General features: G+C 58.9%; 18 protein-coding genes. 13 read left to right on the top strand and 5 right to left on the bottom strand.

The genetic code is table 11. From position 1 onward, the window contains the following. The first annotated feature begins 55 nt into the window (after positions 1-55). On the top strand, positions 56-1,051 hold the full coding sequence (locus IB213_RS08265; protein WP_192405945.1) for a tripartite tricarboxylate transporter substrate binding protein: 996 nt from the start codon (positions 56-58) through the stop codon (positions 1,049-1,051). Here the strand turns inward: IB213_RS08265 and IB213_RS08260 are convergent. Both IB213_RS08260 and ylqF read right to left on the bottom strand, forming a co-directional pair. Next, positions 1,038-3,323, bottom strand: coding sequence for a bifunctional diguanylate cyclase/phosphodiesterase (locus IB213_RS08260; RefSeq protein WP_192405944.1), 2,286 nt, complete (start codon positions 3,321-3,323; stop codon positions 1,038-1,040). The two genes, IB213_RS08265 and IB213_RS08260, sit on opposite strands and share 14 nt — an antisense overlap. 67 nt (positions 3,324-3,390) lie before the next feature. Continuing rightward, positions 3,391-4,338, bottom strand: a complete 948-nt coding sequence (ylqF, locus tag IB213_RS08255) for a ribosome biogenesis GTPase YlqF (protein ID WP_192405943.1) — start codon at positions 4,336-4,338, stop codon at positions 3,391-3,393. An 82-nt stretch (positions 4,339-4,420) separates the two neighbouring features. Here ylqF and IB213_RS08250 point away from each other — a divergent pair, with 82 nt between their 5' ends. Then, positions 4,421-4,651, top strand: coding sequence for a hypothetical protein (locus tag IB213_RS08250; RefSeq protein WP_192405942.1), 231 nt, complete (start codon positions 4,421-4,423; stop codon positions 4,649-4,651). Between the two features lie 54 nt (positions 4,652-4,705). On the opposite strand, the gene IB213_RS08245 is transcribed toward IB213_RS08250, so the two are convergent. From IB213_RS08245 to IB213_RS08235, 3 genes are all read right to left on the bottom strand, one after another. Beyond that, positions 4,706-6,310 carry a methyl-accepting chemotaxis protein gene (locus IB213_RS08245; RefSeq protein ID WP_192405941.1) on the bottom strand — a complete coding sequence of 535 codons (1,605 nt, stop codon included), beginning with the start codon at positions 6,308-6,310 and terminating at the stop codon, positions 4,706-4,708. Positions 6,311-6,514: 204 nt separating this feature from the next. Next, positions 6,515-8,068, bottom strand: a complete 1,554-nt coding sequence (gshA, locus tag IB213_RS08240; protein WP_192405940.1) for a glutamate--cysteine ligase — start codon at positions 8,066-8,068, stop codon at positions 6,515-6,517. A 179-nt stretch (positions 8,069-8,247) separates the two neighbouring features. Beyond that, on the bottom strand, positions 8,248-9,168 hold the full coding sequence (locus IB213_RS08235) for an SDR family NAD(P)-dependent oxidoreductase (protein WP_191722829.1): 921 nt from the start codon (positions 9,166-9,168) through the stop codon (positions 8,248-8,250). Between the two features lie 602 nt (positions 9,169-9,770). On the opposite strand from IB213_RS08235, the gene IB213_RS08230 reads away from it, so the two are divergent. From IB213_RS08230 to IB213_RS08180, 11 genes are all read left to right on the top strand, one after another. Continuing rightward, positions 9,771-10,067, top strand: a complete 297-nt coding sequence (locus IB213_RS08230) for a 2Fe-2S iron-sulfur cluster-binding protein (RefSeq protein ID WP_191722830.1) — start codon at positions 9,771-9,773, stop codon at positions 10,065-10,067. 213 nt (positions 10,068-10,280) lie between these two features. Further along, entirely contained in the window at positions 10,281-11,402 is a 1,122-nt protein-coding gene (ribBA, locus tag IB213_RS08225) for a bifunctional 3,4-dihydroxy-2-butanone-4-phosphate synthase/GTP cyclohydrolase II (RefSeq protein ID WP_191722831.1), read from the top strand. Between the two features lie 5 nt (positions 11,403-11,407). Beyond that, positions 11,408-11,878 (top strand): 6,7-dimethyl-8-ribityllumazine synthase, encoded by a 471-nt coding sequence (ribH, locus tag IB213_RS08220; RefSeq protein ID WP_191722832.1) that lies wholly within the window; start codon positions 11,408-11,410, stop codon positions 11,876-11,878. Then, positions 11,875-12,414, top strand: a complete 540-nt coding sequence (gene nusB, locus IB213_RS08215) for a transcription antitermination factor NusB (protein ID WP_191722833.1) — start codon at positions 11,875-11,877, stop codon at positions 12,412-12,414. Before ribH ends, nusB begins: the two co-directional genes overlap by 4 nt. 99 nt (positions 12,415-12,513) lie before the next feature. Continuing rightward, complete coding sequence (locus IB213_RS08210) at positions 12,514-13,698, top strand: pyridoxal phosphate-dependent aminotransferase (RefSeq protein ID WP_191722834.1); 1,185 nt, start codon at positions 12,514-12,516, stop codon at positions 13,696-13,698. Between the two features lie 23 nt (positions 13,699-13,721). Further along, entirely contained in the window at positions 13,722-14,135 is a 414-nt protein-coding gene (gene ybgC / locus IB213_RS08205) for a tol-pal system-associated acyl-CoA thioesterase (RefSeq protein WP_191722835.1), read from the top strand. Beyond that, positions 14,132-14,842 carry a protein TolQ gene (gene tolQ, locus IB213_RS08200; RefSeq protein WP_191722836.1) on the top strand — a complete coding sequence of 237 codons (711 nt, stop codon included), beginning with the start codon at positions 14,132-14,134 and terminating at the stop codon, positions 14,840-14,842. The genes ybgC and tolQ overlap by 4 nt, the downstream gene beginning before the upstream one ends. A 15-nt stretch (positions 14,843-14,857) precedes the next feature. Beyond that, positions 14,858-15,286 carry a biopolymer transporter ExbD gene (locus IB213_RS08195; RefSeq protein WP_191722837.1) on the top strand — a complete coding sequence of 143 codons (429 nt, stop codon included), beginning with the start codon at positions 14,858-14,860 and terminating at the stop codon, positions 15,284-15,286. 38 nt (positions 15,287-15,324) lie between these two features. After that, complete coding sequence (gene tolA / locus IB213_RS08190; protein ID WP_192405939.1) at positions 15,325-16,458, top strand: cell envelope integrity protein TolA; 1,134 nt, start codon at positions 15,325-15,327, stop codon at positions 16,456-16,458. 183 nt (positions 16,459-16,641) lie between these two features. Continuing rightward, the gene (gene yegQ, locus IB213_RS08185) at positions 16,642-18,018 is read left to right on the top strand and encodes a tRNA 5-hydroxyuridine modification protein YegQ (RefSeq protein ID WP_225561022.1); all 1,377 of its coding nucleotides are present in this window, start codon (positions 16,642-16,644) and stop codon (positions 18,016-18,018) included. A 213-nt stretch (positions 18,019-18,231) separates the two neighbouring features. Then, entirely contained in the window at positions 18,232-19,101 is an 870-nt protein-coding gene (locus IB213_RS08180; RefSeq protein ID WP_192405938.1) for a plasmid replication/partition related protein, read from the top strand. Positions 19,102-19,138 lie beyond the last annotated feature (37 nt).

Raw genomic sequence — 19,138 nt, 5'->3', positions numbered from 1 at the left:
CGCCAGACAAAAACAAACCGCGCGCATGCGCGGTTTTTTATTGGGAACCGACACCATGCAAACCACCAGCCCCTACGCTCTCAACCGTCGCAATTTGTTACTGGCCGGTGCGGGCCTTGCCAGCGCCACGCTCCCCAGCATGGGCAGCGCCAGCCCTGCATGGCCCAGCAAGCCTGTTCGCCTGATCGTGCCCTACCCTGCTGGTGGCGTGAACGATGTGGTGGCACGCATGTTTGGTGATGCCCTGACCCCTGTTTTGGGACAGCCTGTGGTGGTTGAAAACAAGCCCGGCGCAGGCGGCACCCTGGGCATGGCTGAGCTGGCCAAGTCCAATGACCAGCACAGTTTTGCCTTCGCCGCCATCAGCCCGCTGACGCTGAACCCGTATTTGATGAAGGTGGCCTATGACCCCCTCAATGACATTCAAGCCGTGGCCAGCGTGATGTACGCCCCGGTGTATGTCATGGCGACCACGGCATTCAAGGGCAAAAACATGGCCGACGTACTGGCGCAAGCCAAGACCAGCAAGGGTGTGAGCGTGGCCACCTCAGGCTACGGCACCTTGGCACACATCATGGTGGAGCAGTTGATTCGGGCCACAGGCGGCCATTTTGTGCATGTGCCCTACAAGGGCGGCAGCCAGCTCATCACCGATGCGGCAGGCGCGCAATTTGACTTGCTGCTTGCCAATCCCTATGCCCCTATCAATGCCTTGATTGAACAAGGCAAATTGCGCGTGCTGGCCACCACAGGACCGCAGCGCATGGCCAGCTTCAAGCACATACCCACGCTGGGAGAGCTGGGTTTTAACAAAGCCAACCAGACCTCACTGTTTGGCTTTTACGCCCCCAAGAACACCGACATGGCGGTCGTGCAGCGCTTTAACACCGAGGTCAATCGAATTTTGCTGGGCAAGGACATGCACCAGCGCCTTGGCAAGCTGGACAACATTCCCACAGCCTCAACGCCCGAAGCTTTTGGCACCGTCATCCGCAAGGACTACGCCCTCAATGGCATGGTGATTGAGCAAGCGGGCATCAAAGCTCAGTGAGCAGCGCGTCCGACAGCTTGTCTGTGTCCTGCAGCCACTGCTCGGCAGGTATGGGCCTGCTGAACAAATAGCCCTGGCACAAAATGGAGGGCTCCCAGGCTTGCAGTACATGGGTCTGGGCCAGCTCCTCCACCCCCTCTGCCACCACGCGCAGACTCTGGCTTTTGGCCACCATTAAACAGGCCTGCACCAGCGCGCCGCTGGCCGCATCGGGCTGCATGTCGCGAATGAACGACTGGTCCATCTTGATCTCCTGGATAGGCAGCCGCATCAAGTAAGACAGCGACGAATACCCGGTGCCAAAATCATCAATGGCAAACTGCACGCCCAAGGCGCGCAATGCCACCATTTTCCGGATGATGGCCTCTATATCCGTCAAAAGCAGACTTTCCGTGAACTCCAGTGTCAAGCGGGTGGCATCCACTCCCGTTCTCTGAAGCAGCGCCGTGAGCTTGGAGACAAAATCCGGCTCCTGAAACTGCAGCGCGCTCACGTTCGCAGACAGCGTATAGCCGCCCGCCTTCACACGGGGGTGCGTGAGCAGCAGACACACCTGCTCCAGTACCCAGTCGCCCAGGGGAATGATGAGCCCAGACTCTTCGGCAATAGGAATGAATTCTGCGGGCGAGATCAGCCCCTCTTGTGGATGTTGCCAGCGCACCAGCGCCTCCATGCCTGCCACCTTCCCGAACATGTCCACCTGGTGCTGCACAAAGAGACGCAAATGCCCATGTTCCAAGGCCTCGTGCAAGCCCTTTTCTACCTGCAGATGGCGGTGCGCAGTCTCTGCCAATGCCTCTGAGTAGGCATGGATTTTCCCCGCACCCTGATTTTTGGCCTGACTCAGCGCCACGCTGCAGCGGCGCATGATGTGCTCGGTCGCATCGACCTTCAACCCCGGCTCTACGAACGGGAACACCGTAAAACCGATCCCGCAGCTGATGGGTACGCGCTCGACACCCTCGTGATGAATATCCAGAAAGTCCAGCGCCAAAAGCAAGTCTGAGGCCAGCGCATAGGCCTGCAGGCGCGACTCCTGCCTGCTGCTGCCGGCGTTCTCGATCACCACCGCAAACTGGTCGGCGGTGGTGCGTGCCACAAAAGCGGTTTCGGGCACCAAGGTGCGCAACCGCAGCGCAAGGGCTTGCAGCAGTGCATCCGACCACGCCGAGCCACGTGCATCATTGAATTTCTTGAATCGGTCTAAATCGACCACCAGCATGGCATGCCATATGGACGGCGATATGCTGTTGGCCCGCCTGCCAACACGCGACTGCAGCAACAGTTTTTCCAGAAGCCTTGCCAGGGCATAGCGGTTAGGCAGCTGCGTCAGGCCATCAAAATTTTGCAGAAATGCAATGTATTCCTCAGCCTGCAGGCGGTCGGTAACGTCTTGCTTGATCTCTACAAAGCTGCTGAGCTGGTCATCTTCATACACAGGAGAAATGCTGACACTTTCGGTGACGGTGCTGCCATCCTTGCGCTGGTTGTGCAATGTGCCACGCCACACACCACCGCTGTGCACGGTCTCACGCATGCTGCGGTGCTCATCAGCGCTCAGGCCGTTGACAGACACCTCCAGTGAAGGCCTGCCGATGACCTCCTCACTGCTGTACCCATACTGGGTGGCAAACGATTTATTGGCGTAGCGCACACGTCCATCCAGCCCCACGATCAGCACGCTGTCCGGGCTCTGGTCCACCGCCTGATACAGCAGCGCCACCTGGCGTTTGTGCTGGCTGAGTTCTTCCAGAGATTTTTGCTGTTTGTGCAATTGCCGCTCATAGCGACGCCGCTCTATATAGATGACCCACAGAAAAAACCCGATGGTGTAGCTCATCCCCAGAAACTGGAGCCATTTTAATTTTTCATGCAGCACCAGCGCGACGACCAGTCCGATGGCCGCCAGCGACATCCCCAGCGCCGCCCGCGTTCCCAGAACCCAGCCGCAAAACACGACCATGACCACAAGGTTCAGGAAAAGGGTGGTCTGCTCGGCCTTCGAATTCCATGACAAAGCCGCGACCACCGCAATCATTGCCCACGCCAGCCACCATGCGGCACTGCGCCACGATCGCAGCCAGCCCAATCCCCACGCAATCCAGGCAATGGGGGCCGTTGCCATTGCGATATACCAGTGCAGCTCTCTGGTCTCCAAGCTTGCAGCAACGCCCCAGCCCAAAGCCCAATACAAAATACTGCCGCCAAAAACAGCGTAGCGCGCTTCAGCTTCTGGTACGCCGCGCGAAGGAGCAAAAAATGAGGAGGGCATGGTGTGTGAAAAAGTCGTGCTAAAGCATTCACCCCGCCCCGCCACCTCTGTGTAGGTGGATTGCGCGTTATTTGCGCAGCTTGCGGCCTGTTTTACGTGTCAGGGCCAATGCATCCTTTTTGGCCTGGCGCTCGGCATCAGCAATCACGGCCACGGCGGCCCACTGCTCAAACTCTTGGGGCGTCTCCAGCGTGATACGTCCCAGAATGTGGGTGCGGTAGTCGGTAATCACAATTTCAGCCGCTTTTTGCGTGTTGACGCGTCCACCGCTCATCACACAGCCGCGCTTGCGTCCGATGGCTTCCAGCAGCTCGTCATCGTGCATGGCCTGTATTTTCTCAGCGCCCAGACCCAGCTTGAAACGGTCTTCCAGATTTTGGGGATAACGTCTTTGCAAAATAAGCAGCAACTCCAGTGCCACCAGCTCTTCGTCGTAGGCATTGCGTCCCACAGATCCAGAAGCTGCCAGATTAAAACCACTTTGTTCAATGGAAATGCGGGGCCACAGCATGCCCGGCGTGTCCCAGAGATAAAAGTCGTGGTCCAGAACAATGCGCTGCTCGTCCTTGGTCACACCTGCCTCATCGGCAGCTTTGGCCTGTTTCTTGCCACTCATGGTGTTGATCAGCGTTGATTTACCCACGTTGGGCACGCCACAGATCAGCACTCGCATGGGCTTGGCCATCCCCCCGCGGTTGGGTGCCAGCTGGCGGCAGGTGTCCACCAGGCGGCGCGCTGGTGCCACCTCTTCTGCATCCATGGCAATGGCCAGGGTATCGGGCTGGGCGTTGTACCAATCCAGCCATGCCTGCGTCTGTACGGGGTCTGCCACATCCTGCTTGTTGAGCAATTTCATGCGCGGCTTGTGGCCCGTCAGCTCCTGCAGCAGCGGGTTAAAGCTGGAACCCGGAATGCGCGCATCCAGCACCTCAATGACCACGTCAATGTCTTTGACGCGCTCTTCGATGAGCTTGCGCGTGAGATGCATGTGACCGGGAAACCATTGGATTGCCATGAGTTTGCTTTCTTGTTTTGCAGTAGGTGTGTGGGGCAGCAAGGATAATCGCAAGCTGTTATCTCGTCACAACGGTCCGCCCATGCCCTCGCAACACTCCAAACCTTCCCGCTCTCCTTTGAACAATGACATGCTGGTGCGTGGCGTGATCTTGGTGCTGATTGGCCTTGTCCTGATCATTGCCCCCCACTTCATGTCCAGCAGCTCTGTGCGCGAGCTGTTCGTGCACGCACAGATACCGGCATGGTTTGCCTTGGTGCTGGGTGCTGCATTCATGGGGCAATACGCACTGCGCCGCCACAAGCAAAAATAACACCCCTCAAAAACTCGAAAAAAAGCGGCTTTGCCGCATTGATCAACAGGCGTTTCAAGCTATCAATGCTTGCTTGTTCTGTAGCTTGAAAACGGCCACCTGCTCGGCCAAATGCCCCGCCTGTGCATGCAAGCTGGCTGCCGACTGACTGCTGGCCTGCACCAGGCGTGCGTTGTCCTGGGTCATACCGTCCAGCGCCACCATGGTCTGATGCAGTTGCGCCATGCCCTGGCTTTGTTCCTGGGCCTTGTGGGTAATGCTGCCCACCAAGCTGCTGACATCCTGCACATCCTGCACGATGCGGTGCATGCGCTGGCCTGCATCTTGTGCCAGTCCTGCCCCCGATTCCATTTGCTCCAGTGAGCTGGTAATCAAAGTCTTGATCTGGCGCGCCGCCTCGGCGCTGCGCAGCGCCAGAGCCCGCACCTCGGCCGCCACCACGGCAAAACCGCGTCCTTGCTCACCAGCGCGTGCAGCTTCTACGGCAGCGTTGAGCGCCAGAATATTGGTCTGAAAGGCAATGCCATCGATCACTCCCGTGATGGCGGCAATCTCCGTGCTTTGGGCCCGCAAACTGTCCATGCTGCTCACCACCATCTGCACCACCGCCCCCCCGTCACTGGCTGACTGCGCCGCCGATGCTGACAGCTGATGGGCCTTGCCCGCATTGGCCACCGAATCGGCCAGTTGCTGGCTGATTTGCTCAATCCCCGTCACAGCCAGCTGCAACTGGGCATCGGTGTACTGGGTACGCTGGGCAAGCTCTGAGTTGCCTTGCGCCAGATAGCTGGCGGTTTGCGTGACATGCCCCACACCGCTGCGCACCTGCGCCACAACCCCGTTCAACTGCGCGCACATCCGGTCAAAGGCGCGCAGCAAGCTGCCCATTTCGTCTTTACGGCTGTCTGCGGCCTGCTCCGTCAGGTCACCCTGCGCAATGGCCTGCGCCAGCTCCACCGCCTGCGCCAATGGCTGGGTGATAGAGCGCGTGATGGCGACAGAAATCCATACACCCACCACCAGCAACACGGCATACACCAGCAAAGCCCACAACTGGGCCTGCTGACGCACTTGGGCGGCAGTGGCCTGCGCGCCCTGTCGCATTTGCTGCAACTGCTGCAGCCATTCGGTCTGAGTCAGCAGGTAAGCCTGGGCAGCAGGCTGCATGCCCTCTTTCACCAGGCGTTCCGCCTCCCACGACATACCCAGATCACGGGCGCGAAACGTTTCTTCGTAACTTTTATCCAAAGCAGCCGCTTGTGCGTGCAGTTGCTCGCCCAAAGCACCCGTCAGGTCCATGGACTGCGACAGCACCCGCGCCTGAGTCAGATAGCTCTTGGCTTTCGCGGCAAAGGCGCTGATCACGTCCTCTTCAGAAGAAAGCACGCTGGCCAGGGCCGTCTCCACCCCTTTTTCAGTGAGCGCCTGCCACTGCTGGGCGTGTGCAATGCCTTCATCTTGCACCTGCAAACTGGTGGCAGCGTTGTGTTCGACTTTTTGCAGATAGGCAATCAAAGCCCCTGCCACCAGCACGCCACACAGCAGCAGCCCGCCAAACACTACGGCAATCTTGGTTGCTACAGGCCAGTTGCGCAGCAAGCCACGCTGGGCCGTAGGTTGCGATAACTCGCCTGCGTCCATGGCGTCAACCACAGACACAGAAACAAGAGAAGGGGCAGCAAGCGACATAGTGGCAAACATCTCCAGACAGATTGCTTGCCAATTTAGCGTTACAAAATGTCAACACTGTGACATTCCATTAAGGCGAACGCTTTTCAAGAAATAGAGCACCTATCGCTTACCAAAGCTAGCTTTCAGATAATTAACTATCTAAAAACAAGCTGTGGCAAGCGCTTAAAGCTCTTATTTTTTATAAACCTGAATGCAGCAGCCCAAAACTGCGGGGTCCATATAGCGCTGGCGCCATTCTTCAAACGTACCCGTATCTGCAGCTTCAATGTCTTTTTGCGCTTGCACCGAGGCGTGCGCCATGTGCTCGAAGTGCGCTTGCTGCTGCTCGGTCCAAGGCAGGCTCAGCACGCTCTCGCGCGCCCACATGGACTGCATCAGGCCAAACTGCTCAAAGCTGTTGCCATGCAGGCGGTGCATTTGCTCAAGCACCCGTGCCGAGGGCGTGTTGTGCGGCTGAGCCACCAGCGCCTGGGCCTGGGCCAGAGCTTCGCTGTAGCTGCTTGTCTGGTGCGTCGCATCCAGCGCCGCAGCCAGCGGAGCGCACTGGGTCAGTACATCGCTGGCCCAGTCCACCAGCGACACCGATTGCGCGCCGCGCTGCAACTGCAGCCCCGGCTCGCGGCCACGCTCGGCCACCATGTGCTGGTTGTGTTTGAGCTGCTCAATTTCTTCGGGCGAATCGGGTGGGCTGTCGCTGAGCAAGCAGTGCAGCAAAAACACATCCAGCATGCGCATGGTGCTGGCATTGATGCCCACGGGCTCGAACGGATCCAGATCCATCAAGCGCACTTCCACATATTCCACGCCTCGCTCACGCAGCGCGTGCAGTGGTCGCTCGCCCCGCTGCGTAGTGCGCTTGGGGCGAATGGTGCCGTAGAACTCGTTTTCTATCTGCAGCAAGCTGGTGCCCAGCTGGTTGTAGTCACCACCGGGGTTGCGAATGCCCAGTTGCTCGTAAGCTGGGTAAGGCTGCGTCAGCGCCTTGTGCAGAGAGTTGGCGTAGCCTTCCAGGCCGTTGTAGCTGACGTTGATGGACGACTGCGCATCACTTTGGTAGCCCAGACGCCCCATGCGCAGCGACGTGGCATAAGGCAGATACAGCGCTTTTTTGGCATCGCCCAGCGGCTGCAACTGGTGGTCACGTCCTTCGACAAAGCAGGGACTAAGTGCAGGCGATGCGCCAAACAGGTACAGCAGCACAAAAGCGTTGCGGCGGAAATTGCGAATCAGCGCAAAGTACTCTTCGCTGCTCACGCCTGGCAGCGACCAGTTGTAGTGAATGCCCGAGATGGTCTGCATGCGACGGCCATACCGGTGACCCAGCCCCATGCGATACACGCTTTTGGAGCGGCCGGAATGCGACGAGCCATAACGGCCCAGCGGAATGGTCTCGTCAGTGGGCAAATAGCACGGCATGCTGGATGCCCACATCGTCTCGTCACCCACCAGCGCCATGCTGCGCAAGGTGTACTGGTGCACCTGCTGCAGCTCCTGCAGACACTCTTGCACGCCCTTGCGGGCACCGGTAATCAGCTCCAGCTGCGACTCGCTGTAATCGGTGGTGATGTGGGGGTGTGTCAGCGCCGAGCCCAAAGCAGCTGGGTGCGGGGTCAGCGCCAAATGACCCGAGGGCAATACGCGCAAACCTTCTTTTTCAATACCGCGGCGAATGCCGGCAAGGCGCTCGGCAGCGGGCAGGGCAAACGGTTTGTGCGTTGGTTTCATTCTTGTCGGGTGTAACGGTCAAAAACGGGGTCGACCTTAGCATGCCACCCCTGCGAGCAAAGATGATAGAGACATGCCTGCGGCCTTGACGTTGTGTGGCGACATAACCATTTCAGGCCCGGGAAACCTGAGGAAGGTGATTGCGCACTGACTTTCTAACAGCTACACGCCGCTGCCTATCAGACAGTGACTGATCGCGCCGCCATCGCCTTGCCCACCTCAAGCTGGCCCTGCGCTGACCCGCTTTGGGGCACCTTTTCATTGGAGCGGTCCAGCACTGCACCCAGCTGCTCGGCCAGTTGTTCTGCCGCGTCAGCACCGGTGCCCACATACACGCCTTGCGTCAGTGTGATATGCGCCGCTTCAAACCCACCGGCACCCGCACACAAGATGGTACGGGTGGGCGCTGAAGCATGGGCCAGCACCAGCATGGCTGGCACCACTGCTGCAGGCTTGAGCGCTGCCAGCACGGCTTCAGGCATCAAGCCTTCGGTCATGCGCGTGGCCGCCGTGGGAGCCAGAGCGTTCACATGGATGTTGTGCTTGGCGCCTTCAATCGACAAGGTTTGCATCAGGCCCACCTGCGCCATCTTGGCCGCGCCGTAATTGCTTTGCCCGAAATTGCCATACAGGCCAGACGACGAGGTGGTCATCACAATACGGCCATAGTTTTGTGCCTGCATGTGAGGCCACACCGCTTTGCAGCAATTGGCAGCCCCCATGAGGTGCACTTCCACCACCAGGCGAAAGTCGTCCATCTCCATCTTGGCAAAACTCTTGTCGCGCAAGATGCCCGCGTTGTTCACCAAAATATCGATACGCCCCCATGCATCCATGGCCTGCTGCACCATGGCCTGCACCCCCGCAAAGTCGGTGACCGATGCACCGTTGGCGATGGCCTCACCGCCCAGCGCCTTGATTTCGTTGACAACCGCTTGCGCCGCTGAAACGGACCCACCCAGCCCGTCCAGACTGCCCCCCAGATCATTGACCAGTACCTTGGCCCCGCGTTGCGCCAGTGCCAGTGCGTGCTCACGCCCCAAGCCACCGCCTGCCCCCGTCACAATCGCAACCTGCCCCTCAAACGTCAATGCCTGCATGGATATCTCTCCTCTTTGCTGTGATTCATTACGTGATAGCCAGCCACTTTAAGCATGCTCGTTCATCCCCCATTTCACCCAAGTGACTCAACGACCAACGGCTTATCCACGGATAAACGGCACAAGCATGTGGACAAGCCAAGAAGGCTTGTCGACAACTGCGCTAAGCCCTTGTTTTACAAAAGCCTCCACCAACTGCCTGTTTTTTAATCACACACCCAGGTCACACATGTACTTTCACCCGAAAATCCTGAACAATCCTGTGGATAACCAATCTCAAAGCACCAGACAACACACTTAACTCATTGTTTTAAATCAAAATAAATCACACTGAGTAAAAAATAGACAGTGGATACCTTCCATAAAAAACGTCATTTATCCAAGTTGGTGCATCTTCTAAACCGCCAGTTGCCCCCAAATTGACTGAACAACTATGTGGATAAGCCCGGACAAAACCCGCCACCCCCGCACAAGTGCTTGATCTACAAAGCACACAAGTGCGCTGCTTATTTTTTAAGCACATTCACTTAACTGCCACAGGCAGCTTGCGCAGCGACAATTGGCGGTTGACCATTCAGCCATCCCACCCTCGGGATAACCCCATGAACCACCCTCTTACCCCTGAACTTTTTACCGCCAAGCTCGAACCCAGCGGACAGCAGTGCGATGCCTGGGCAGACCAGACCTTGCTGGACTCCATGGAAATGGGCGGCCTGAACTGGCCCAGCTCATGCCGCAATGGCACTTGCAGAACCTGCCTGGGAACACTCACAACCGGCAGCGTGCATTACAAAATAGAGTGGCCCGGGCTGACGGCGCAAGAAAAAGCCGAGGGCTGTGTACTGCCTTGCGTGGCCTACCCCAACGGGGATGTCTGCCTGCAAGACCCCGAGAACTAGAGCCCAGTCGCGCCCCTTGCATGCCAAGAGCGCTACAAAGCACTAAAATACCGACTTTCGACAGGACCGCGCACCATCCGGCGCCGGCCTACCAGCGGCGAAGACCGCGCGCAATGTTCTTTGGAAAGCATGCCCCCATAGGCATGCTGGGCGGGTGCCCACACAAAGGCGTGCTGCCGGCAACCCGACAGGTCATCCAAGGAACAAGACTCCATGAACTCACCACTCATCCCCGTGCAGATTTCGCCGGTGGAAGACATCGTTGCAGACATGCGCGCTGGTCGCATGGTCATTTTGGTTGATGAAGAGGACCGTGAAAACGAAGGCGATCTGGTCCTGGCCTCTGACCACGTCACACCTGAAGCCATCAATTTCATGGCCAAATTTGGCCGTGGCCTGATCTGCCTGACGCTGACCCGCGAACGCTGCGAATACCTGAAACTGCCTCCCATGGCCGCCCGCAATGGCACGGTGTACAGCACAGCGTTCACCGTTTCCATTGAGGCCGCTGAAGGCGTGACTACGGGCATTTCTGCCGCTGACCGCGCACGCACCGTGCAGGCCGCGGTGGCCCAGAACGCCCAGCCCACCGACCTGGTGCAGCCTGGCCATATTTTCCCGCTGCAAGCCGTAGACGGTGGCGTGCTGATGCGCGCCGGGCACACCGAAGCCGGCTGCGACCTGGCCGCCATGGCCGGCTGCTCCCCCTCCTCCGTGATCTGTGAAGTCATGAAGGACGATGGCACCATGGCCCGCCTGCCTGATCTGCAGCTGTTTGCTGCAGAGCACGGGCTGAAGATCGGCACCATTGCTGATCTGATCCAGTACCGCAGCCGCACCGAGTCGCTGCTGCAAAAGGTCGGCACGCGTCAGATGCACACCAACTGGGGCGAGTTCACTGCCCACCTTTTCCAGGACAAGCCCAGTCAGTCTGTGCACATGGCCCTGGTCAAAGGCAGCTGGAGCCAGACCGATGAAGTGGCCGTGCGCGTGCATGAACCGCTGTCAGTGCTGGATGCGCTGGAAGTCAACCGATCCATGCACTCATGGGGTCTGGACACCAGCCTTCAATACCTGAATGCCCAAGGACAAGGCGTTGCCGTGCTGCTCAACTGCGGTGAAAGCGCCGGGCAATTGCTGGCGCAATTTGAAGGCAGCGCCCGCTCTGCCCAGGCACCCGAGCGCGGCCGCATGGACCTGCGCTCCTACGGCATTGGCGCACAGATTCTGCGTGAATGCGGTGTTCACAAAATGAAACTGCTGGGCCAGCCCCGCCGCATGCCCAGCATGGCCGGCTATGGACTGGAAATTACTGGCTACATCACCAAGGAATAACACACATGCTGCACGCTGAAAAAGGCGCAACACAACCACTCAACGGCCAGACACTGCGCATTGGCATTGTTCAGGCCCGCTGGAATGAAGGCATCACCAATGCCCTGGCCGATGCATGCCGCAAAGAGCTGCTGGCCACGGGCGTACAGCCCGATGCCATCCACCATGTCATGGTTGCCGGTGCACTGGAAGTGCCTGTGGCCCTACAAGCCATGGCAGAGCGCGGCGGCTACGATGCACTGATTGCACTGGGCTGCATCATTCGTGGGGAGACATACCACTTTGAACTGGTGGCCAACGAATCGGGCGCAGGCGTCACACGCCTGAGCCTGGACTACAAGCTGCCGATTGCCAACGCAATCATTACCACCGAAAACCTGGAGCAAGCCATTGCCCGCCAGACCGAAAAGGGTCTGGATGCCGCACGTGTGGCTGTGGAAATGGCCTGCTTGCTCCGCACACTGAAACAAGCATGAGCGACGAACACGCACCCACATCCGCTGACAACAGCCCCACGCCCCGCCAGCCTCGCAAGGGGCTGACCAGCACCGGCGTACGCAAGGCATCGTCCAAATCTGCACGCAGCCGCTCGCGCGAGTTTGCACTGCAAGCGCTTTACCAGCACCTGGTTGGCCGCAACAGCGCCACCTCGATCGACATGTTCACGCGTGATCTGGCAGGCTTTCACAAGAGCGATGCGGCGCACTACGATGCACTGCTGCATGGCTGCATTGAAATGGAAGCTGATCTGAACGCATTGATCGCACCCAAGCTCGATCGCAAGATCGAAGAGCTCTCGCCCATTGAGCATGCATGCCTGTGGATTGGCGCTTACGAGCTGATGCACTGCATGGACGTGCCATGGCGCGTTGTTCTCAACGAAGTGATTGAGCTGGCCAAAGAGTTTGGCGGCACTGACGGTCACAAATACGTCAACGGCATCATGAATGCACTGGCACCAGAGTTGCGTGCCGACGAGGTCAACGCAGACAAGGCTGGCAAAAAGGCCTAAGCCAGCCACACAATCAGGCAGCGCCCAACGGGCCGCTGCCTTTTTTCATGGCTCTGTTTTGTTTTCCATCTTTCACAGCGCTTTGCGCTTTGCTTGCCCATGCAGTTTTCTACGCGCGCCGAAAAGATCACCCCCTTTTACGTGATGGAAGTGGCCAAAGCGGCCCAGCAACTGGCCAAAGAAGTCGCCAGCGGCCCTGAGCCCATGATCTTCCTGAACATTGGCGAGCCCGACTTCACGGCACCGGCGCAGGTGCAAGCAGCTGCCCAGCACAGCATTGCCAGCGGGCAAACCCAGTACACCAACGCCCTGGGTCTGGAGCCTTTGCGTGAAGCCATCAGCGCCTGGTACCTCAGCCGCTTTGGCATCACCGTGCCCGCCCGGCGCATCGTGATTACGGCGGGTGCATCGGCAGCTCTGCAACTGGCATGCCTGGCATTGATCGATGCGGGAGATGAAATCCTCATGCCCGATCCCAGCTACCCCTGCAACCGCCACTTTGTGAGCGCCGCAGAAGGTGTGGCCAAGCTGATTCCCACCGGCGCTGCCGAGCGCTACCAGCTGAGCGCTGCACAGGTTGCTGCACATTGGGGTGACAAAACCCGTGGCGTGCTGCTGGCATCGCCCTCCAACCCCACGGGCACCTCGATTGAGCCGCAGGAGTTGCGCCGCATTCACGAAGTGGTTCAGGCCAAGGGCGGTGTCACCATCGTGGATGAAATTTATCTGGGCCTGTCCTACGAGGAGGCCTTTGGTCACAGTGCGCTGGCCATCAGCGATGACATCATCTCCATCAACAGCTTCAGCAAGTATTTCAACATGACGGGCTGGCGCCTGGGCTGGATGGTTGTCCCCGATGCCATGGTGCCTGTGATCGAGCGCATGGCGCAAAACCTGTTCATCTGCGCCTCCACCATCTCGCAGCACGCTGCGCTGGCCTGCTTTACCCCCCAGAGCATGGCCATCTTTGAAGAGCGCCGTGCCCAATTCAAAGCCCGGCGCGACTATTTCTTGCCCGCCTTGCGTGAACTGGGCTTTGGCATTGATGTCATGCCTGACGGCGCTTTTTACGCCTGGGCCGACTGCACCGCACTGTGCAAAAAGTTAGGCGTAGACAATAGCTGGGACTTTGCCTACGCGCTGATGGACAAAGCCCACCTGGCCATTACCCCCGGGCGCGACTTTGGCACCGCTGACACCGCCCGTTACGTGCGTTTTTCCACCGCCAACTCCATGCAGCAGCTGCAAGAGGCCGTGCGCCGCATGCGCAAGCTGTTTGCCTGACCCCGACAACGAAGGGAACTTTTATGGTTTTCTCCTTTCCCATTCGCGTGTACTGGGAAGACACCGATGCTGGCGGCATCGTCTTCTACGCCAACTACCTCAAATTCTTTGAGCGTGCGCGCACAGAGTGGCTGCGCAATCTGGGCGTAGAGCAGCAAAAGCTGCGCGACGAAGCCGGCGGCATATTTGTGGTGACACAGGCGCAGCTCAATTACCTGCAACCTGCGCGTCTGGATGACGTGATCGAAGTGACAGCTGTGCTGCAATCAGCAGGCCGAGCCTCCATCACCATTGCCCAGCAGGCTTTTTTGAAGCCGGTGTCATCCAACGAGGCACCGCAACTGTTATGTGAAGGCAGTATTCGCGTTGGCTGGGTCGATTCGACCACCATGCGCCCTGCCCGAATTCCGAACTCCATTGTGGAAAAACTCTCATGAACGCAGCCCAAGACATGTCCATCTTCAGCCTCATCTTGCAGGCCAGCTGGGTGGTACAACTGGTCATGCTGATTTTGGTCGTTGCCTCGGTCGCAAGCTGGGCCACCATTTTCCGCAAGTCTCAGGCCCTCAAGCAGGTGCGCCAGCTCAATGAATCCTTTGAGCAAGATTTCTGGTCGGGACAAAGCCTCAATGACCTGTACAACAGCGCCACACAGAACGCCAAGCTCGGCGGTCCGATGGAGCGCATTTTTGCCAGCGGCATGCGCGAGTACAAAAAACTGCGCGAACGCCGCATCAACGACAGCGGCACCCTGATGGACGGCACACGCCGCGCCATGCGCGCCAGCTTTCAGCGCGAGATGGACGAGGTCGAGTCCGGCCTGTCTTTTCTGGGCACCGTCGGCTCTGTCTCGCCTTATGTGGGCTTGTTCGGTACGGTGTGGGGCGTGATGCACGCTTTCACCGGCTTTGCCAACATGGAGCAGATCACGCTGGCCACGGTGGCCCCCGGCATTGCCGAGGCACTGGTGGCCACCGCCATGGGCCTGTTTGCAGCGATTCCAGCGGTCACCGCTTACAACCGCTACGCCAACAGCATTGACCGCATTGCCAACGGGCAAGAGACCTTCATGGAAGAGTTCACCAACATCTTGCAGCGCAACGTCAGCAGCCCTTCGGCCAGCACCACGGCCTCAGGCTATTGAGCGCAGGAGCACACCATGCCCGCAGTCAGCTCCCGAGGTCGCGGTGGTCGCCGCACCGTCAATGAAATCAATATGGTGCCCTTCATCGACGTGATGCTGGTGCTGCTCATCATCTTCATGGTGACAGCCCCCATGCTCACGCCCGGCAATATTGATGTGCCCACGGCAGGCAAGTCCTCCAAACCGCCGTCCAAGAGCATTGCCTACGTGCTGCTGGACAAAGATGGCACCCATACCTTCAAGGCCGGCAACAACTCACAGCAAGTGGCCCTGGGCGAATTGCAGGGTCTGGCCCGCTCGTGGAAAGATGCCAACCCCGAGCAGGCTGCGGTGCAGATTCTTGCTGACAAATCACTGCCCTACGAAGTCGTGGTGCAAGCCATGGCCGAGCTGCAAGCGGCTGAAGTGCGCGTGGCTCTGGGCGTGAAGTCCGCCGCCAAATAAACCTTTTTATCCTCTGATTCGAGCGCCTGATTGTTTCCATGTCCTCTCGCCTAGACCACGACCCCTTTGCCCCACCCCGCCAGCCCAAGCGTCTGCGCAACTGGGTGCTGGCATTGCTGGCACATGCCGTTTTGGTGGGCGCATTCATGTGGAAAGTCAGCCCCCCCGCATCGACTGAGCAAGCCGCCGTCGAGGCCGAGCTGTGGTCAGACACCTTTGTGCAGGCAGCTCCCCTGGCATCTGTGGCTCCGCCGCCGCCTGTGCCGCAACCTACGCCTGCACCGCCGCCCGAGCCTGAGCCAGAACCCATTCCTCAGCCCCCTGCACCACCTCCAGCGCCCCCCCAGCCCACGCAGCAAGAGCTGCAGGCGCAGCGTGATGCAGACATTGCCTTGCAGGAACGCAAAAAGCACGAAGCTGAGCAAAAGCAGCGAGAGCTAGAGGCACAAAAGGCCAAGGACAAGGCCGAACGCGAAAAAGCTGAAAAAGCCAAACTTGAAAAAGACAAGGCGGATCAGGCACGCAAGGACAAGATCGAGCAAGACAGACGCGACAAGCTGGAACAGCAAAAGCGCGACAAGGCCGAGCAAGAGAAAAAAGACCGCCAGGAAAAAGACAAGCGCGAAAAAGCCGAGAAAGACAAAGCCGCCAAAGACAAGGCAGAGAAAGAAAAGGCCGAGAAGGCCGAAAAAGCCAAGCAAGAAGCGGAAAAGAAAGCTGCTGACGACAAGCGCAAGAAAGAACAAGCCGCCAAAGATGCCAAGGCCGCCAAGGAGCTGGAGCGGATGCGCCAGGAAAACCTCAAAGCCATGGCCGGTCTGGCAGGCTCTGGGGGCACGGGCTCTGCTGAAAAGAGCAGCGGCCCCAACGGTGGCAAGGGCACAGGCGGCGGTACCGCCGGGCACTCTGCGGGCTACGGAGCCAAGGTGGCGGCCAAGGTCAAGCCCAACATCGTCTACCCTGACATGGTCAGCGGCAACCCGCGCGCTGAAGTGCGCGTGCGCGCAGCCCCCGATGGCACCATCACTGGCGTGCAGCTGGTGCAGTCCAGCGGCAACAAAGCCTGGGATGACGCCGTGGTGCGCGCCCTGCACAAGACAGACACACTGCCACGCGACACCAATGGCAAAGTGCCTTCAGAGCTGCTGATTGGTTTCCGTCCACAGGATTAATACTTTGTATAGCATCTAGCGCTTACCACACAAGGACTTCAGATAGAAAAGTATCTGAAGTCCTTATGCATTAAGCGTAAGCAGCTATTTTTATTTCAGCAAACTCGTTGCACCACATGGCCTGCAGGTTCATGTCCGCTGGGCCGTGACGAACTGACGCCAATCAAGGAAAATAAGCCCCCTATGAAAGCCCCTGAACTGCTGCTTCCCGCCGGCTCGCTTGAAAAAATGCGCGCCGCCTATGACTTTGGTGCCGACGCTGTCTACGCTGGCCAGCCGCGCTACTCGCTGCGCGCGCGCAACAACGAGTTCCGCATGGAACAGATTGCCCAAGGCATTCAAGAAGCCCATGCCCGTGGCAAGAAATTCTTTCTGACATCCAACGTCATTGCGCACAACGACAAGATTCGCACCTACCTGCGCGACATCGAGCCCATCATGGAGCTCAAGCCAGACGCGCTGATCATGGCCGACCCCGGCCTGATCATGATGGTCAAGGAAAAGTGGCCCGAGGCGGTGATCCACCTGTCCGTGCAGGCCAACACCACCAACTACGCCACCGTCAAGTTCTGGCAGAAGATGGGCGTGGAGCGCATCATTCTCTCGCGCGAGCTGAGCCTCGATGAGATCGAAAAGATCCGCCAGGAATGCCCCGACATGGAGCTGGAAGTGTTCGTGCACGGCGCGCTGTGCATTGCCTACTCGGGCCGCTGCCTGCTGTCGGGCTACTTCAACCGCCGCGACCCCAACCAGGGCACCTGCACCAACGCCTGCCGCTGGGACTACAAGACGCACGACGCCAATGTGGACCCCAACACTGGCGAGGCGCTGGGCCAGACCATGGAAAAGGGCTTCAACTTCGAAGACGCCAAAAACGACGCAGACAACCAGTTCACCAGCACCTGCGGTGACGGCAACCGCCACCCCAAGGCCGATGCCATCTACCTGCTGGAAGAAAAAGGCCGCCCCGGCGAGATGATGCCCATCATGGAAGATGAGCACGGCACCTACATCATGAACTCCAAGGACCTGCGCGCTATTGAGCACGTAGAGCGCCTGGCCAAGATTGGTGTCGATTCACTGAAAATTGAAGGCCGCACCAAGAGCCTGTACTACGTGGCCCGTACCGCGCAAACCTACCGCCGCGCCATCGATGACGCCGTGGCTGGCCGCCCCTTCAACCCCCACCTCATTACCGAGCTGGAAGGTCTGGCCAACCGCGGTTACACCGGCGGCCTGCTGGAGCGCCGCCCCGCCAACGACTACCAGAACTACGAGACCGGCACCTCGGTGCTGCAACGCAGCCACTACGTGGGCAAGGTGCACGGCTACGAAAACGGCATGGCCGAAGTCGAAACCATGAACCGCTTCTCGGTGGGCGATACGCTGGAAATCATTCACCCCACCGGCAACCGCACCGTCAAGCTCGAGCAGATGTTCAACCTGGAAGGCCAGGCCGTTCAAGTGGCATCAGGCAACCCGGTGCGCGTACGCATTCCGGTGCAAGGCCCTGTGGAAGGCGCTCTGATTTCGCGCCTGCTGCAGCCTACCGAAGCTTGATAAGAAATAACTGATAGCTGCCAGCGCTCTATTCACAACACTTTCAGATAGTTTTCTATTTGAAAACCAATGACAGCAAGCGCTAGCAGCTCTTATTTTTAAAGACACCACATGGTCTTTGCACACAAGGCACCTTCGGGTGCCTTTTGACTTGGATCTTTGACATTCGCGTCCAGCGGGCTACAGTCCATGGGCCGCAAAAATTGGAATTTCATGAGCACCGAAGAGATTGTTGTTCTGCCTGAACTCAAGGCCTATATCGACCCCCTGACCCCCGACGAACATGAAGCCCTGGAGCGCAGCATTTTGGATGAAGGCTGCCGCGACGCACTGGTGCTGTGGGGCAATATTTTGGTGGACGGGCACAACCGCTACGGCATCTGCCAAAAGCATGGCCTGCCGTTCAAAACCATCCAGAACGAACGCTTTCAGAACATGGAAGACATCCACCTGTGGATGATTGACCAGCATCTGGGCCGCCGCTCGGTGTCCGACTTTCAGCGCGGTGTACTGGCCCTGCGCAAGCGCGAAATCATTACCGAGCGCCGCGCCGCTGCAGCTGCTGCCGTGAACGCCGCCAAGGCCGAATCTGCCAATGCACAAGCCCCGTGGGAAGGCGATGTCGACCCCGCCGTAGCCCAGGCTCTGGCCAGCAGCCCCAAGGTGCCCGATGACGCGCTGGACACCCGCGAAGCCCTGGCCCGCGCTGCACGCCTGTCGGCCAGCCAGGTCAAGATGATTGAAACCATCCAGCAAAAAGCAGCCCCCGAAGTGGTGGCTGCGGTCAAGGCCGGTGAGCTGTCTTTGAACGCGGCTGCCGTGGTCTCTACACTGCCCGTCGAAGAGCAGCAAGCCATGGCCGCCGAAGGCGCAGATGGCCTCAAGCAAGGGGCCAAGCGCGTGCGCGATGCCAAGAAAAAGCCCAAGGCAGAAAAGGTGGTGCCAGAAGATGACAGCGCAGATGCCGCCCCTGTGGCTTCTGCCGAGGAGCTGCAAGCGCGCGTGACCGAGCTGGAAGCCGAAAACGAACGCCTGCGCATGCAGGTCAAGACGCTGCAGGAGCTGCTGGCCGAGCAGGGCTAAGCGCCCAGACGGCTGCCCTTGCAGCGGGGTCACCGAC

This window comes from Comamonas sp. CMM02, from assembly GCF_014851485.1.
In the GTDB taxonomy this organism is placed as follows: domain Bacteria; phylum Pseudomonadota; class Gammaproteobacteria; order Burkholderiales; family Burkholderiaceae_C; genus Comamonas; species Comamonas avium.
Note: the sequence above shows the minus strand (reverse complement) of the source record. Positions and strands in the feature narration are given on the sequence as shown.